Origin of the sequence: Streptomyces sp. TRM68367, assembly GCF_014495685.1 — a bacterium.
Taxonomy (GTDB): Bacteria; Actinomycetota; Actinomycetes; order Streptomycetales; family Streptomycetaceae; genus Streptomyces.
In genome coordinates, this window is record NZ_JACTVI010000002.1 from 214171 (window position 1) to 231248 (window position 17078).

At 69.6% G+C, this 17078-nt stretch carries 12 protein-coding genes; 9 read left to right on the plus strand and 3 right to left on the minus strand.

What is annotated here, in order from left to right; genetic code table 11:
* Positions 1-420 precede the first annotated feature (420 nt).
* From H8R17_RS02460 to serA, 3 genes are all read left to right on the plus strand, one after another.
* Entirely contained in the window at positions 421-1629 is a 1209-nt protein-coding gene (locus H8R17_RS02460; RefSeq protein ID WP_187821412.1) for a PLP-dependent cysteine synthase family protein, read from the plus strand.
* Positions 1626-2924, plus strand: a complete 1299-nt coding sequence (locus tag H8R17_RS02465; protein WP_187821413.1) for an MFS transporter — start codon at positions 1626-1628, stop codon at positions 2922-2924. Before H8R17_RS02460 ends, H8R17_RS02465 begins: the two co-directional genes overlap by 4 nt.
* A 337-nt stretch (positions 2925-3261) precedes the next feature.
* On the plus strand, positions 3262-4851 hold the full coding sequence (gene serA / locus H8R17_RS02470) for a phosphoglycerate dehydrogenase (RefSeq protein WP_187821414.1): 1590 nt from the start codon (positions 3262-3264) through the stop codon (positions 4849-4851).
* A gap of 179 nt (positions 4852-5030) precedes the next feature.
* Here serA and H8R17_RS02475 read toward each other — a convergent pair whose 3' ends face one another.
* Positions 5031-5750: a transglycosylase SLT domain-containing protein gene (locus tag H8R17_RS02475; RefSeq protein WP_187821415.1), complete on the minus strand. Its 720-nt coding sequence runs from the start codon at positions 5748-5750 to the stop codon at positions 5031-5033.
* A 1007-nt stretch (positions 5751-6757) separates the two neighbouring features.
* Here H8R17_RS02475 and H8R17_RS02480 point away from each other — a divergent pair.
* The 6 genes from H8R17_RS02480 (at position 6758) to H8R17_RS02505 (ending at position 14519) form a co-directional block, all read left to right on the plus strand.
* A complete protein-coding gene (locus tag H8R17_RS02480; RefSeq protein WP_187821416.1) occupies positions 6758-7402 on the plus strand; it encodes a M23 family metallopeptidase in 645 nt (214 codons plus the stop codon).
* A 553-nt stretch (positions 7403-7955) separates the two neighbouring features.
* Positions 7956-8927, plus strand: a complete 972-nt coding sequence (locus H8R17_RS02485; protein WP_187821417.1) for an ABC transporter ATP-binding protein — start codon at positions 7956-7958, stop codon at positions 8925-8927.
* Positions 8924-9772 (plus strand): ABC transporter permease subunit, encoded by an 849-nt coding sequence (locus H8R17_RS02490; RefSeq protein ID WP_187821418.1) that lies wholly within the window; start codon positions 8924-8926, stop codon positions 9770-9772. Before H8R17_RS02485 ends, H8R17_RS02490 begins: the two co-directional genes overlap by 4 nt.
* An 85-nt stretch (positions 9773-9857) precedes the next feature.
* Entirely contained in the window at positions 9858-11207 is a 1350-nt protein-coding gene (locus H8R17_RS02495; RefSeq protein WP_399476155.1) for a sensor histidine kinase, read from the plus strand.
* Positions 11204-11881, plus strand: a complete 678-nt coding sequence (locus tag H8R17_RS02500; RefSeq protein WP_187821419.1) for a response regulator transcription factor — start codon at positions 11204-11206, stop codon at positions 11879-11881. Before H8R17_RS02495 ends, H8R17_RS02500 begins: the two co-directional genes overlap by 4 nt.
* 991 nt (positions 11882-12872) lie before the next feature.
* Positions 12873-14519 (plus strand): VanW family protein, encoded by a 1647-nt coding sequence (locus tag H8R17_RS02505; RefSeq protein WP_187821499.1) that lies wholly within the window; start codon positions 12873-12875, stop codon positions 14517-14519.
* Positions 14520-14694: 175 nt separating this feature from the next.
* Here H8R17_RS02505 and H8R17_RS02510 read toward each other — a convergent pair whose 3' ends face one another.
* Together H8R17_RS02510 and H8R17_RS02515 are read right to left on the minus strand one after the other, a co-directional pair.
* Positions 14695-15711, minus strand: coding sequence for a TerC family protein (locus H8R17_RS02510; protein ID WP_399476172.1), 1017 nt, complete (start codon positions 15709-15711; stop codon positions 14695-14697).
* A gap of 328 nt (positions 15712-16039) precedes the next feature.
* Complete coding sequence (locus tag H8R17_RS02515) at positions 16040-16720, minus strand: TVP38/TMEM64 family protein (RefSeq protein WP_187821420.1); 681 nt, start codon at positions 16718-16720, stop codon at positions 16040-16042.
* Positions 16721-17078 lie beyond the last annotated feature (358 nt).

Consider the following 17078-nt stretch of genomic DNA (forward strand, 5'->3'; position numbering starts at 1 on the left):
CGGCGATCAACGCCATGCGCCTGAGTCGCCCGCTCGATTGGCCGCGGCGTCGAGTGAAGTCCCTCTGCCTGTGGAGGGCTCCGACGGTGAGAATGTCGACCCGTCCGAGTCTCCCGACCGTTGCCACGGCCCTCGCCTCGCGCAGGCCGTCTCCCCGCAGTCGTCCCCTCGGGTCCCGCCGCCCGCCGTCGCCGCGCTGTCGCTTACGGGCGCCACAGCAACTCCCGTGCGCCAGCCCCCTGGCGCCGTCCGAAGAGTGCTGCCCAGCGGCGGCCGGTCCGCTCTCACCGCCATCTGCCGGTGGCGCATATAGGAGCCGCCCCGTGGGTCGGCCCTGGTCGCCCCGCCGCGCGGCGCGCCTTGGCCGTCGCGCGAGATGAGCATCCCGCACGCGTCCCTATCGATACGAGAGCGAAATACATGCACTCCGTGACCAAGAGTGACCTCACTCCCACCGGATCCGGCTCCGCCCTTCGGGGGCTTGTCGGCAACACCCCGCTACTGCGCGTCTCCCAGCCCTTCACCGAGCCGGACCGTGGCTTCTGGGCGAAGCTGGAGGGCTTCAACCCCGGCGGCATCAAGGACCGTCCGGGTCTGCACATGGTCGAGCGTGCCCGTGCCCGCGGCGACTTGCAGCCGGGCGCCAGGATCATCGAGTCAACCAGCGGAACTCTCGGTCTGGGGCTCGCCCTGGCCGGAATGGTCTACGGGCACCCCGTCACCCTGGTGACCGACCCGGGGCTGGAGATGTCCATGACCCGGCTGCTGACCGCGTACGGGGCCCAGGTCAATCTCGTCTCCGAACCGCACCCCACCGGGGGCTGGCAGCAGGCCCGCCGTGACCGGGTCGCCAAGCTGATGGAGCAGCACCCCGGCTCGTGGTGCCCTGATCAGTACAACAACCCCGACAACACCACCGCGTACACCCCGCTCGCCCTCGAACTGGCCACGGAGCTTGGCCACATCGACGTGCTGGTGTGCAGCGTGGGCACCGGCGGACACTCCGCCGGAGTTTCCCGCGTACTCCAGCAGCTCTACCCGGGCCTCAAGCTGGTCGGGGTCGACACCATCGGGTCGACGATCTTCGGCCAGCCCGCCCGCCCCCGCCTGATGCGGGGCCTGGGCTCCAGCATCTACCCGCGCAATGTCGCCTACGACAACTTCAGCGAGGTGCACTGGGTCGCCCCGGCGGAGGCGGTGTGGACCTGCCGTCAGCTGGCCGCCTCCCACTACGCCACCGGCGGCTGGAGCGTCGGCGCGGTGGCGATGGTCGCCGGCTGGCTGGCCCGCACCCTGCCCGCGGACACCCGGATCGCGGCGATCTTCCCCGACGGCCCGCAGCGCTACCTCGGCACGGTCTACGACGACGACTACTGCGCTGCCCACGGCCTGCTCGACGCCCCGCCCGCGCCCGAACCGGAGGTGATCGGCCGCCTGGACGAGAAGGAGGTCACCCGCTGGACGCGGTGCGAAAGCGTCATGGACCCGCTCACGCTGGCCGACTCGGAGCCGCGGTCCGACATGGCCGGTCCGCTCGACGCATACGACGCGGAAGCCGGGGCGTCCGTGGACAGCGACGCCGCCGAGCAGCACGACGACGTCGATGTGCTCGCGGAGGGGAACCGGTGAGGTCGACCATCGCACAGGTTCGTTCCTACGAACGCAGCGTCCAGTTGTTGATGGTGAATCAGTTCACCATCAACCTCGGCTTCTACATGCTGATGCCGTACCTGGCCGCGCATCTGGCAGGTCCCGTGGGGCTGGCGGGCTGGCTGGTCGGGCTGATCCTCGGCGTACGCAACTTCAGCCAGCAGGGCATGTTCCTCCTCGGCGGAACGCTGGCCGACCGGCTCGGCTACAAGCCCATGATCATCGCCGGGCTGATGCTGCGCATCGTCGGCTTCGCGACCCTCGGACTCGTGGAGTCCGTACCCGCCCTGCTGGCCGCTTCGGCGGCGACGGGGCTGGCCGGGGCGCTGTTCAATCCCGCCGTACGAGCCTATGTCGCGGCGGACGCGGGTGAACGGCGCGTCGAGGCGTTCGCGCTGTTCAACGTCTTCTACCAGGCCGGGATCCTGCTCGGCCCGCTGGTGGGCATGCTGCTGACCGGCGTGAGTTTCCGCGTCACGTGCCTTGTCGCGGCCGGGATCTTCGCTCTGTTGAGCATCGTCCAGATCCGGGCCCTGCCCGCTCGCCGGGGCGACGACGCCAAGCGCGGACAGGACCAGGAGGGCGTGCTGTCCCAGTGGCGGGGCATCGTGGCCAACCGGCCGTTCCTGCTGTTCTCGGTTGCCATGATCGGCTTCTACGTCATGCAGTTCCAGGTCTATCTCGCCCTGCCGCTGGAGGTACGGCGCCTGGGTGGCGACGGGACGTTCGGCACGGGGGCGGTGGCGGTGCTGTTCGCCGTCTCGGGCCTGAGCACCATCCTCTTCCAGACCAAGGTGACCGCCTGGTGCAAGGCCCGCATGGAACCGGGCCGCGCGCTGACCTGGGGGCTGCTGACCATGGGGCTGGGGTTTGTTCCGCTGCTGGTGGCCACCGCGGTCCCGGTACTGGACGGCGGCGTGGGGCTGTGGCTGCTTGCGGCCGTGCCGCCGGCACTGTCCGCGCTGCTCCTCGCGATCGGCACCATGATCGCGTACCCCTTCGAGATGGACACCATCGTCCGCCTCTCCGGCAACCGCCTCGTCGCCACCCACTACGGCCTGTACAACACCATCTGCGGCATCGGCATCACCCTCGGAAACCTGCTGACGGGTGCTGCGCTCGACGCCGCCCGGGCCGCAGGGATGTCCGCGCTGCCATGGGTGGCGCTGATCGCACTCGGCCTCGCCTGCGCGGCCGCCCTCTACGGGCTGCACCGCACGGGCCGCCTGGCACCACCGGTGCGCGAGGCGCAGCCAGAGCCTGCGACCGCATAACACGACGTCCTGTGCTGGAGGGGGCGGACGAGTTCGCTTCCGTCCCCTCCGGCCGGCACGCCCACGTCGATGGTTGGGCGTGTGCGCCCACGGACGCAGGCACCGCCGGGCGCTCGCCCGCCCGTGCCACTGCCATCTGGCCCGGCACGTCATCTGGCGTCAGGACGTACTCGCCCATCACGCCGCCGTCGAGTCGACCCGTGCGCGGGCGCGCCGCGTTACGTCTCCATGCCGGCCGCACTCCTCCAGCACCCGCAGAACCCCATCGCAAGCCGCCACCACCTTCGGCCGCCGAGACGGCCGTCCGCCAAGCAACAGGTAAGGACTGAAGACCACCGTGAGCCCGAAACCTGCCGTACTGATCGCTGAAGAGCTGTCGCCCGCCACCGTCGACGCACTCGGTCCGGACTTCGAGATCCGGCACTGCAACGGCGCCGACCGAGCCGAGCTCATCCCGGCGATCGCCGACGTCGACGCGATCCTCGTGCGCAGCGCCACCAAGGTCGACGCCGAGGCCATCGCCGCGGCCAAGAACCTGAAAGTCGTCGCCCGCGCCGGTGTCGGCCTGGACAACGTCGACGTATCCGCCGCTACTCAGGCCGGCGTGATGGTCGTCAACGCCCCCACGTCCAACATCGTCACGGCCGCCGAGCTCGCCTGCGGCCTGCTGATCGCCACCGCACGCCACATCCCGCAGGCCGACACCGCCCTGAAGAACGGCGAGTGGAAGCGCAGCAAGTACACGGGCGTGGAGCTGAGCGAGAAGACCCTCGGCGTCGTCGGCCTCGGCCGCATCGGTGTCCTGGTCGCCCAGCGCATGTCCGCCTTCGGCATGAAAATCGTCGCCTACGACCCGTACGTACGGCCCGCACTGGCCGCGCAGATGGGCGTCAAGCTGCTCTCACTGGACGAGCTGCTCGAGGTCTCGGACTTCATCACCGTGCACCTGCCCAAGACCCCGGAGACGCTGGGCCTGATCGGCGAGGAGGCGCTGCACAAGGTCCAGCCGCACGTCCGGATCGTCAACGCCGCGCGCGGCGGGATCGTCGACGAGCAGGCGCTGTTCAACGCGCTGAAGGAGGGGCGGGTCGCGGGCGCGGGCCTGGACGTGTATGCGCAGGAGCCCTGCACGGACTCCCCGCTCTTCCAGTTCGACCAGGTCGTGTGCACCCCGCACCTCGGCGCCTCCACGGACGAGGCCCAGGAGAAGGCGGGCATCGCCGTCGCCAGTTCCGTCCGGCTCGCGCTCGCGGGCGAGTTGGTCCCCGACGCGGTCAACGTGCAAAGCGGCGTCATCTCGGAAGACGTACGGCCCTGGCTTCCGCTCGCCGAGAAGCTCGGCCGGATCTTCACCGCCCTGGCGGGCGAGGTCGCCGTCCGGCTCGACGTCGAGGTGTACGGCGAGATCATCCAGCATGATGTCAAGGTCCTCGAACTCTCCGCGCTCAAGGGCGCCTTCGAGGACGTCGTCGACGAGACCGTCTCCTACGTCAACGCCCCGCTCTTCGCCCAGGAGCGCGGCGTCGAGGTCTGCCTGACCACCAGCTCCAAGTCCCCTGACCACCGCAATGTGGTGACCGTGCGCGGCACGCTCTCCAGCGGCGAGGAGGTCGCGGTCTCCGGCACGCTGGCCGGCCTCAGGCACATCCAGAAAATCGTGTCGGTGGGTGAGCACGGCATCGAGGTCCCGGTCGCCGACCACATGGTCTTCCTGCGCTACACCGACCGCCCGGGCATCGTCGGCACCGTCGGCCGGATCCTCGGCGAGTCGGGCCTCAACATCGCCGGGATGCAGGTCTCCCGCCTGGACGAGGGCGGCGAGGCGCTGGTCGTGCTGACCAACGACAACGACGTCCCGACCGACGTCCTCAGCGAAATCGCCCAGGAGATCGGCGCTACCTCGGCCCGCTCAGTCAACCTCGACTGACCGACAGCACCCGCTGAACGGCACGGAGTGCCGTTCAGCGGGTGACCGGGTACTGGGCGTCCGAGCGGTTTCGGTGCAGGGCACCCTTTTTCTCCCACCCCCTACCTGGTACGGAAGCAACGGAGCCCCCGGCCGGTTGAGGCCAGGGGCTCCGAGAGTTCATGGAGGGCCAGGCTGGTCTAGTACCAGTTGTTGGCCTGCCAGAACTGCCAGGCGCCGCAGGGGCTGTCGTAGCGGCTGTTCATGTAGTTCAGTCCCCACTTGATCTGGGTGGCCGGGTTGGTCGCCCAGTCGGCGCCGGCGGAGGACATCTTGGAGCCGGGCAGCGCCTGCATGAGGCCGTAGGCGTCGGACGTGGGGTTGTCCGCCTGGTAGTTCCAGCTGGACTCGCGCTCCACGATGTCGCTGAAGCACTGGAACTGGTCGGCGGGCACCATCTGGCGCGCCATCGCCTGCACCTCTGCGGCGGTGTACGCGCTCTGGACCGGGAAGGAGGAGGAGTCACGGGCCGAGCGGCTGACGGCCTCCTGCTGGGCCTCCTCCCGCTCCTTGGCGAGCTTCTCCGCCTCGGCCTTCTTCTCCGCAGCGTCCTTCTTGGCCGCCGCATTCTTGGCCGCCTGCTTGCGCGCCGCCTCTTCGGCGGACTTCTTTGTCGCGGTGTCCGCGGCGATGGCCTGGGAGTCGGCCTGCTGAACCAGCGAGCTGCTCTGGACCTGGGCCTGCTGGCCCGCGGGTATGTCCGAGAGGAGGGTCGCGTCGGCCGCGGTCGCATCGAAGTCGTTCGATGACTGCGTGGTGTTGCCCGGGGCAACACCCGCGACGGCGCCGACAGTCGTGACTGCGGTGGCGGAGGCCACTGCGAATCCCCGGATCCGGCTCACACGGTTTCCTTCCAGCATCGCCCGCTCTGGGTTGGGTGACCTGACGGGCGCGATTGTGCCCCCTGGCGCTGGCCTCCGTCGCTGACAGGTCACGGGAGGCACGGGCCCGGTGCGCAACTCCCTTGCGGGGAGTGCCGCGTGGTGATCTCGGGCGGCATGCGGCGACTCGCTATGTAGCTCTGGGGTCTCGTGTTGTCACGGGTACTGCTGTGTCGCATGCGGGGCCTGACGAAACCCAGACTCTGCCGGATCGGGACGCCGTGAGGCAATGCCGAGTTGCATGGGAAACCTCACATCCCTTTTGCCCTGACGCCTGGTTGGACATCGGTCGGATCCAGGCCCTCTTGCGGTCATCGACTCCGCGAGCGGGAAGCGGCCGACGGTCGTGTCTCTCTTCTGGTGCGCCGGGGCGTTGCTGTGTTCACCGGTCGGGGTTCATCGGCCGCGTTCGCCGCTGGTTTCGATGATGCGGCCGACGACGACGGCGTCGCCGTCGGCCCTGCGTGCCTGGTCGGCGATGTGGCGGGCGCTGACCAGGGACTCCTTCGGCTTGTGGCGCAGGCGCTCCGCAAGACCGGCGCCTGCGGGCTATGCGCATCGGCGTAGCGCGGGTCACATTCCAGGGTTATCGGATCTTGCCGTCCGGTGATGTGCCACACAGCTGATTTGTCCCTTACTAGGCTGAATAGTGGGCGAAGATTGCAGTAAATGGAGATGTTTTCGTCTCATGGCTTAGGTGGTGGTTTGCGTGCCAGAGTCCGGAGCGATGGAAAGGCGGACAGGTGGGTGTTGTATGCCACTTGCGTAGTGCAGGTAGGCCTCTTCGCCGAGGGTCGCCTGGTGGTCGTTTTGAGGTGATTTGGCCGCAGGGGTCGTAGGTGCCAAGGAGGTCGGGATCCAAGTGCCCGGCTACGACCCTGACTAGTAGAACGGCCCTTTGAGTAATGGAGGGAGCGCGGGTACCAAGGGCCCTCCCGGCATGTGGCTTGTGTGCCGGGTCCATTCATGCCCGGAGGTAATCCCGAATGTCCCAGCGCACTCGCTCCCACAATTCCGGCTCGTCCCTGCTCCGTACTCGGGCTGCCGTCATAGCCGTCGGCCTCGGAGCGTCGGCGGTGCTCGGCGTGGGTACCGCGGTGGCTGTGGAAGCCGGCAAGACCGCCTCCGCGCTGACCGGCTCGGCTACCGCCCAGGCCGCTGAGAAGTCCGCCAAGCAGGCGGCAGCCGTCAAGAAGGCCGCGAAGAAGGCGCCCTCATGGGTCGCCCCGGTCAAGAAGTACAAGCTCACGGCGGGCTACGCCCAGACGGGCAGCAGGTGGTCGTCGACCCACTCCGGCCAGGACTTCGCCGTGCCCCTCGGCACCCCGGTCGGCGCCGTGCGCGGCGGTACCGTCGTCAAGGCCGGCCCGAACGGCGGCGGGGACGGACCGGCGTACGGCAACGCCATCGTGATCAAGCACGGCAACGGGACGTACTCGCAGTACGCGCACCTGTCCCGGATCGACGTGAAGGCCGGGCAGACCGTGAAGACCGGGCAGACCATCGCCCGGTCCGGCAACACCGGCAACTCCAGCGGTCCCCACCTGCACCTCGAGATCCGTACGAGCCCGAACTTCGGCACCGCGATCAACCCCCTCGCGTTCCTGCGCTCGCAGGGCCTCACCGTCTGACGCGCGGTCCGAGGCACAGTCCGAGGCGTGGGCCATGGTGCTCGCGCGCATCAGGACGCGGCTGTCAGGCGCCCGCGTGCGCCCGGTGACAGGTCGGCGGCGATCTCGGGGACATCGTGGCCCCTCAGCGTGCGGACGTACGCGGCCACGTCGTCGTCGACGACCTGGGGCCGTCGGTGGTGGGACCGCGCCCGCGGGCGGATGCCTGGACTTCGAGGACTTCTCGCGGATGTATGTGCGGACTCCGACATGTCGGTGAAGAACGCGAACGGGGCGGCGCCGTGCCCGGAGGTGCGAGGTCGCCGGTTTCACGCTCAGACAGTCGGCCAACAGATGAAGCGATGTGCGCGGTCGGCCCAACTCGCGGAGGCCTGGTTCTGATCCCCGTAGCGGCGCATTCGTCTGGATCGGCGGGTTCCCCCGGGTGGTACCGCGGTACGACGTCCTTCGCCCGGGACAGCACCCAGGTACCACGGGTGGAGCCGCCCTCGTTCCTAGCGTGGGCGGCGACGCCAGCCGGTGACGGTCCGGTGGCTGGGACCAGGGAGATTCGATGATCGAGGCGCATGAGCTGACGAAGCGGTACGGGGAGAAGACGGCGGTGGACCGGCTCGACTTCACGGTCAAGCCTGGTTCCGTCACCGGCTTCCTCGGGCCCAATGGTGCAGGGAAGTCCACGACCATGCGGATGATCGTGGGCCTGGACGCCCCCACCGGCGGCACGGTCAGCGTCAACGGCCGTCGTTACGCCCAGCACGCTGCCCCGCTGCAGGAGGTCGGTGCGCTGCTGGAGGCCAAGTCGGTCCATCCCGGCCGCTCGGCCTTCGCCCACCTGATGGCCCTGGCCCACACCCATGGCATCCCGCGCCGCCGGGTGGAAGAGGTCATCGAGCTGACGGGGCTTGAGTCGGTGGCGAAGAAGCGTGCCGGGGCGTTCTCGCTGGGCATGGGCCAGCGGCTCGGCATCGCCGCCGCGCTGCTCGGCGACCCGGCGACGGTCATGCTGGACGAGCCGGTCAACGGTCTCGATCCCGAGGGTGTGCTGTGGATCCGCACCCTGCTCACCGATCTGGCTGCCGAGGGCCGCACCGTTTTCGTCTCCTCGCACCTGATGAGCGAGATCGCGCTGGTCGCCGACCACCTCATCGTCATCGGCCGGGGCCGGCTGCTCGCCGATACCACCGTGCACGACCTGGTGCGCCAGGCGGGCGGCGAGACCGTGAAGGTGGCCAGTGCCGACCCCGCCCGCCTGCGCGAGCTTCTCGCCGGTCCGGGCGTCGAGATCACCGGCCACGCCGGCTCCGAGGAGCTGCAGGTTACCGGTGTGTCGGCGCGCACGATCGGGATCAAGGCCGCCGAGGCCGGGATCGCCCTGTTCGAACTCACCCCCAGGGCCGTCTCCCTGGAGACGGCGTTCATGGACCTCACCAGTGACGCCGTCGAGTACCACGGCAGCACGCCTCATGACCGCCAGGGCTCCGTCAGCGAGGTCGCCACCGTTGAGAAGACCGGGAGCGCAGTATGAGCACCGTCACCCAGGCCCCTGCCTCCGCGAACCCCCCGCAGCGGGCCACGCGCCCGGCCTACAAGGTGACCGCCCTGCGGGTGCTGCGCTCCGAGTGGTCCAAGTTCTGGTCGCTGCGCTCCGCGTGGATCACTCTCGGCCTGGCGCTGCTCTTCGTGCTGGCCTTCGGTCTGATCGCCTCGGCCCGTTACAAGTCCCAGATCGACGCGGGTGGGCAGGTGGAAGGGCACTTCGCCGACGCCACCGCCGTCAGCCTCGCCCTGTTCGGGGTCGACTTCGCCCAGCTGGCGCTGGGTGTCCTGGGCGTCCTGGTCACCGCCGGGGAGTACTCCACCGGCATGATCCGCTCGACGCTGGCCGCGGTGCCGCGCCGCCTGCCGGTGCTGTGGTCCAAGGCCGCGGTCTACGGCCTGGTCGCGCTTGCCGTGGGCAGCCTGGGTGCCCTCATCGCATTCAAGATCGGCAGCCATTTCGTCGCTGGTACGCCCGTGGCGCTCTCGCTGTCGAGCCCGGGCGTGGTGCGCAGCCTGTTGGGGGCTGGGCTCTACCTCGCGCTGGTCGGCGTGATCGGCATCGCTCTCGGTGCTCTGCTGCGCTCGGCCGCCGCGGGCATCGCCGTACTGGTCGCCGTGCTGCTCCTGGTCCCCGGGCTGGTCGCGCTGTTGCCGGCCTCCTGGGAGCAGGACATCAGCCCGTACCTGCCCAGCAACGCGGGCGAGTCGATGTACACCCTCTCGCAGGCCGCGAGCGCGCTGTCGCCCACGGCCGGCCTGGCCGCGCTCCTGGGCTGGACCGCGCTGGCCCTGGCCGGCGCCGCCTACCGGCTGATGCGCAGCGACGCCTGACAGATCCCCCCGTGCGGACCGCAGGCGACGCCCCCGGCAATACCCTGAGGGTGTCGCCCGCAAGGTCGTCGTCGACGATGGACAGGTGACACCAGTGATGACCGAGGACCCGCTGTGGGGCCATCCCCAAGTCGCCTGGCTGGTATGCGCCGGGCGGCGCCTGCGGCGCGCCGACCGGGAACGGCCGTGGGTGCTGGACGTCGTACTGGTGCTGGTCGCCCTGCTGGCCTTCGGCCTGCTGGACCTGCTGCCGGACAGGGAGCACGTGGCGATCGTCCGGACCGCCGACCTGCCGCTGTACGGCGTCGGCGCTCTGCAACTGGGGCTGACGCTGCCGCTGCTTTGGCGGCGCAAAGCGCCCTCGGCGGTCTTTGCCGCCGTCCTGGCCGTCTTCTTGCTGCAGTGGTCCCTGAACGTGTCGCTGCACAGCGACATTGCCCTGTTCATCGCCCTGTACAGCCTGGCCAGGCACGGCAGGCTGCAGCACCTGGGCTTCGGCTGCGGAGCCATGCTTGCCGCCCTCCTGCTGGCGGCTGTGCGGGTGCCCGTCCCGATCTCTCCACTCATCGCCCTGTTCTTCCTGTGCAGCGCCGCGACTGCGGCCGTCGCCCTCGGGCTGGGGATCCGGCTCGGCTGGGCCTACCTGGTGGCCCTGCAGGACCGCGCGGCGCGGCTCGAGGTGGAACGTGACCAGCGCAGCAAGCTGGCCGCCGCAGCCGAGCGTGCCCGGGTCGCCCGCGAGATGCACGACATCGTCGGCCACAACCTCTCCGTCATCATCGGACTCGCGGACGGCGGTGCCCGCGCCGCGGATGTCGCGCCCGCGCGCAGCAAGCAGGCGCTGCAGCTGATCGCCGGCACCAGTCGCCAGGCCCTCGGCGAACTGCGCCGGATGCTCGCAGTGCTGCGCGAGGAGCGCGACGAGGAAGGCGAGGGCGGAGAGGACGCAGCGGGGGCCGCCGAGCTCAGCCCACAGCCCGGCGTCGCGGACCTCGACGTTCTGTGCGAGCGAGTCCGTGCCGCCGGGCCCGAGGTCGTCTACCGCACCGTCGGGGAGCCGGACGCCCTGGACCCCGGGGTCCAGCTGACGGTCTACCGGATCGTGCAGGAGTCCCTCACCAACACCCTCAAGCACGCGGGCACCGACACCCGGGCCCAGCTCACCGTGTCCACCGAAGGAGCGGAGGTCCACGTCCGTGTCGAGGACACCGGACCACCTGGCGGCCCTCTGCGACCCGCGCACCATCCGCCGACCGGCCTCGACGAACAGGCACATGGCATCGCGGGCATGAGGGAGCGGGCCGCCCTGTACGGCGGAACCGTCACGGCCGGACCGCGCCCCGGCGGCGGCTGGAGTGTCGACGCCGTTCTCCCCCTCTCGCCCGTCCCCGTCCCCACCTCGGCACTGCCGCGAACAACGGGCAGCGCGTCATGACGACCGTGCTCATCGTCGACGACCAGCCGCTGCAGCGGCTGGGCTTCCGGATGCTGCTGGAGAGCACCCCGGGCACCGAGGTCGTCGGCGAGGCCGCCCACGGCGCCGAGGCCGTCCGCCAGGCCGCCGAACTGCGCCCCGACGTGGTCCTCATGGACGTACGGATGCCCGGCATGGACGGCATCGAGGCCACCCGGCGCATCGTCGCCAGCGGTGGCCGCTCCCGCGTCCTGGTGCTCACCACCTTCGACCTGGACGAGTACGCCCACGCCGCACTGCGCGCCGGAGCCAGCGGCTTCCTCCTCAAGGACGCTCTCCCGGACGAACTGCTCGCCGGGATCCGCGCCGTCGCCTGCGGCGACGCGGTCATCGCCCCCCGCCTGACCCGTCGCCTCCTGGACGCCTACGCGCATCAGCTGCCCGGGCCTGCTCACAATCGGACAGCCGACGACGACCCCAGGGTGCGCTCCCTCACCGAACGGGAGCGCGAGATCCTGGTAGCCATCGGCCGGGGCTGGACCAACGGTGAGATCGCCGAGCGGCTGGTGCTGTCGGAGTCCACGGTGAAGACCCATGTCGGACGGGTACTGGCGAAGATCGGCGCCAGGGACCGGATCCAGGCCGTGATCCTTGCCTACGACCTGGGGCTGACCCGGCCCAACAACCCCAGCTGACCCCCGGCCCGGCCGACCCAGGAAGCCGCGCAGCAACGCGGAAGGCCCCTACTCGTCACGGCCGTTGACACAGGCTGAGCGTCGAGGCCGACGTGGTCGCCGCCGTCAGCCGTCCGCGGGAACGGAAGCCGCCGACGGGTGGGGGGCGGCGGCAGCGACGCCGAACAGTGACCCATCCATCAGCACCCTTTCGCGACCACCGCGATCGTGACCGAGGTTACCGCTATCCAACTAATTGACTTAGTCGGCTAGGAGATAAGGTGTGTGTCGACCAGCCGAGGAAAATCGGCCCGGCGGCGAGACGGAACGGCACCGCCGCTCCCGGGTACTCCGGAGAACAGGAGCTGTCGTGTCCATCGCGCAGTGTTCGGCCCGCCCCGCGCCATGTCGCCGCCCGCTCCGGTCGCCCGGGGAGTGCCTGCCCTGCCCGTCCGCCGGAGGCGGGTAGTGGCGGACCGGCGGGACGGCCACCCAGGAGCCTGGGCGGCGCCGGCATACACGGGTAGCCCGTCGCGGTCGATTCCTCACAGCCCGGTGCCGGCTGTTCGTCGGCACTCGGGATCCCCGGCGAGATTCACCGCCGGTGCAGGAGGAGCCGTTGGCGCCGGCGCCGGACCTGATCGGAAGTGCTGCCGTCGGCGCTCCGCCGCCCTCAGCCACGCTCCGACGGCCCGGGTTTCCGCTCGGCGGAACCGGCGGCCGGGCCTGTCCTCCGGTGCGCCGACGTCCTGCTCGCAGGGAACTACCGCCCCGACAGGGCCGGAGGCGGCGGCTCCGGAGCGGGACCGGTGACGGAGCTTACGGAATCACCACAAACCTCTTCTTACCATCACCCGGCAAGTGGCCCTCTGTGCGGGCCCTGCCCGCAACACGCGACAGTCCCAGACGAGGAGAACCAGTGAGTCGCTCATCCCTGCTCGACCTACCCGCCGACACCACGTCGGCGGGTCGTCGGCGAATAGGCCGTCGTGTCGCGCTCGTGGCCGGGGCGGTGGGTGTCGGTTTCGGCGGGCTGTATCTGGTGGGCCTTCTGGTCTCCGGTGACGATGTCCCCGCGGGCACCCGGGTGAGCGGTGTGGACATCGGGGGGCTGAGTAGTTCGCAGGCGCGAGAGAAACTGGACAGCAGCCTGGGCGGGGCCTGGTCGGAGCCGGTGAAGGTGCGCCTCGGCGACAGTGATGGCACCGTCCACGTATCCGGCATCTCATTGGACAGTGAGGAGACCGCCGCCCGTGCCGCGCAAGCGGGGTCCGACCCGTTCACCGTGATAGGCCGCCTGTTCGCGAGTGATGATCGCGAAGTCGAGCCGGTGATCCGCGTGGACGAGGCGAAAGCCCGCGCGTCACTGGCCGAGGAGGCGAAGAAGTACGACCGGAAGGCACGGGAAGGTGCCGTCACCTTCCACGCGGGCGAGCCAGTGCCGACGCGGCCGGTCATCGGGCGATCCCTGGACGTGGACGGCGCGGTCGAGGCCCTGGCTGCCGCGATCCCGGGCCAGGGGAAGGAGCCGGTGCGGCTGCCGGTCCGCACGACCGAACCCGATGTCGGCGCGGCGGAAGTGAACCGCGCGATGAAGGAGTTCGCCACCCCCGCGATGTCGGCGCCGGTCACGCTCACCGCAGGCGGCCGGGAGATCGAGATCAGCGCAGCGACGCTCGGCAAGCACCTCACCATGAAGCCGGACGGGGAAGAGCGGCTGACCGCCGTACTGGACGGCAAGGGGCTCCTGGCCGATCCGGCGGTGGCAAGTCCGCTCGCGCTGGCCACCGACGAGGCGGTCAACGCCAAGCTGCGCCTGGACGGCGGGGGAGTGGCGGTGGCCTCGGACGGCAAGGCCGGGCAGGAGGTCACGGCCCAGGCGCTCCACAAGGCCGTACTGCCGCTGCTGACCGAGACCGGGGCAGCCCGCACAGGGGTGGTGGCCACCGAGGAGGTGGAGCCCAAGCTGACCCGTGACAACGTCGGCAGCCTGGGCATCAAGGAGAAGATGTCGACCTTCACGGTCGACTTCGAGCCCGCCCCCTACCGCGTCACCAACATCGGCCGTGCCGCAGAACTGATCAACGGGTCCGTCGTACTGCCCGACGAGACCTGGAGCTTCAACCGCACCGTGGGCGAGCGGACCAAGGCCAACGGGTTCGTGGAAGGCATCATCATCAACAACAACCAGTTCGAGAAGGCGGCCGGAGGCGGCGTCTCCGCGGTGGCCACCACGGCCTTCAACGCCATCTTCTTCGCCGGCGTGAAGCCGGTGGAGTACGGAGCGCACTCGTTCTACATCGAGCGCTACCCGGAGGGCCGGGAGGCGACGGTGGCCTGGGGCAGCCTCGACCTGAGGTTCCGGAACGACTCGGGCAACGCCATCTACATCGACGCGCGCGCCACGGACACGTCCGTCACGATCACCTTCCTGGGGACCAAGAAGTACGACTCCGTGGAAGCGGTCAAGGGCCCGCGCACCAACGTGAAGGAGCCGGCGACCCGCGAGGGAGCATCCGGAGAGAAGTGCGTGCCGCAGAGCCCGCTCGAAGGCTTCAACGTCGCGGTTGACCGGGTCTTCAAGGACGGCGGCAAGGAGGTCAAGCGGGAGACCTTCAAGACGCGGTACGTGCCCCGCGACGAAGTCACCTGCGACTGAGCGACGGCCGGGTGAGAGCGCCGGACCCGGCGACGCACTCCCGGCCGGTGCCGGCCGACAGGGTCTCGCGCACCGCGGTCGGCCGCGTGAGCGGCCAGGAGAGGCGCGCGAGGACCTTCGGCCGAAAGCGCGGGGATGCAGCGTCCCCGTCCACCACGTGCAGCCTCGGCCTCCCTCAGTCTCCGGAAGTGCGGCGTTCACCGCCGGTCGCGTGATGTGGAGCACCGAGAACGGCGCCGGCGTGTGCCCGGGCCGCCGGATCACGCCGGGATTTGACCAGGCTGGCCACCGTGGTGATGGCCAGCACTGCGCCGATGACCGCCAGCGATAGGGGTGTGGGGATCTCCGGCACCACCTCATCAAGGTCATGTCCCCAGGCCAGCACCAGCTTCACGCCGATGAACGCGAGGATCAGGGCCAGCCCTCTCGACAAGTACACCAGCCGATCGAGCAGGCCGGTCACCAGGAAGAACAGCGCGCGCAGCCCCAGCAGGGCGAAGGCGTTCGCCACGAAGACGATGTAGGGCTCCTCGGTCACGCCGAAAACGGCAGGGATCGAGTCCAGGGCGAACAGGATGTCCGTGCCGCCGATGACGATCAACACCACGAACAACGGGGTGACCACCCGCCGACCCTCCACGCGGGAGGTCAGGCGGCCCCCGATGTAGTTGTCGCTGACCGGCAGCACTCGACGGACGGAGCGCACCAGCGCGTTGTTCTCGACGTCAGGGTCCTCGTCGCGGTGACGGTACAGCTGCACCGCCGTCCACAGCAGCAGCAACCCGAAGATCAGGAACATGAAGGAGAAAAGCGACAGCAATGCGGCGCCCAGGGCGATGAAGGCTGCTCGCAGAACCAGAGCGACGACGATGCCGAAGGTGAGCACTCGCTGCTGGTGTTCCCGAGGTACCGAGAAGGCCGACATGATGATCACGAAGACGAAGAGATTGTCGACCGACAGGCTCTTCTCGACGACATAGCCGGCGAAGTACTCGGCCCCGTATCCCCAGCCCACTTGGGCTGCGAAAGCCAGACCGAAGAGCACCGCCACCGCGATGTAGAACACCGACCAGGCGGTCGCCTCCTTGAATCCCACCGCGTGCGGGCGCACCGTGCCCAGCACCAGATCCAAGGTCAGCAGCGCCACGATCACACCGATCGTCAGGACCCACCCGACCGCGGTGACCTCCACCCGAACCTCCACATTTCGCTGCTCGTCGACGGCCAGGCGTCGCTGCGGCATGCCAGGACCGCGCTCGATCCCGAGCATGCATCAGCTGGCACCTGATTCCTATGGAATCGCAGGAATGTCCGGACTGCCCGTGCTGCGCCAAAAGGCACTGCCCGACCGGCCCGGCCGCACTGGTTTGCACCGGCCGCTGCTGCCCGGCGTCCCTCCGGCACACCTACCGCAGGTGGGCAGGGTGCAGGCTGAGTTGCTGCCGCGGCGCGGCCGTAACGAGCAAATCGCGCTGCTTCAGGCGTCCCAGAGCGGGACTACCGACCTGTCCCGCCGTTGGTCAAACCGGCTCGACGGCCTTCGGCGGAGTGCCCTTGTGCCGCGCCCGCCGCGCGATGGCGAGGGTGAGCACCATCATGGTGACGATGGCAGCGATCGAGAGAAGAAAGACCGGCGAAGCGGGGGATGAGGCCGTGGCTCCGGCGGTCACGTATGCGGCGGTGCCGGGCAGCACACCGAGCGCGGTCGCGGCCGTGAAGGACCACGGGCGCACTCCGGAGAAGGCAGCCGCGAAGTTGACCCCCTGGAACGGCACGCCGGGCACGATGCGGAGCAGCAGCACGCTGACGAAGCCCTGATCAGTGAGGCGGCGGTCGACGGCGGCGAGGATCTTCCTCTTCAGCAGTGGCTGAAGTGCCTCCCGGCCGAGGCTGCGGCCGAGCCCGAAGGCGAGCACCGCGCCGAGGGTGGTCCCGATCACAGCCAGCGCCAGCCCCTCGGGGATACCGAAAAGTGCCCCGGCGGCGACATTGAGCACCGGCTTCGGAAAGAAGGCGAGGGTGCTCAGCGCGAAAACCACGGCGAAGGCCGGTCCGGCCCAGATCCCGGGCACCACGGATGTGAAGCCTTGGGAGAGCAGCCGCTCCGGGTTCCACGCCAACAGGGAGCAGGCAGCAGCCACGAGCAGCGCGATGAGCAGCGCGGGGCGGGCTTTTGGCTGCAGCTTCGGTATTTTCTTCATCTTCCCTGTCCGGTACGGGTCGGCATGGCATGCGGTGACGGAGGCGGCCGGCCGTTCCGGGCCTCTGCACGGAAGGCCCGGAACGGCATGGGGCGTGACCGACGGGATCAGAGCCGGTCGAGAATGCCCCGCATCTGCTTGACCTCGGCGGACTGGTTCTTCACCAGATCGTCGGCGAGCTTCTTGCAACAAGATTACGGCGGTTCTTCTGCTCGTCCATCGACGTCTCGATCACACCGATGAGGCTCGATCATCATTTCCGCGAACCTGCGGTGGAAGTCCATGCCCTTGGCGGCCAGGCCATGAGGTCCTTCCTTTCCTGCTCAGAAGCTGTATTCGGCCGGCGTGCTCCGCCTGG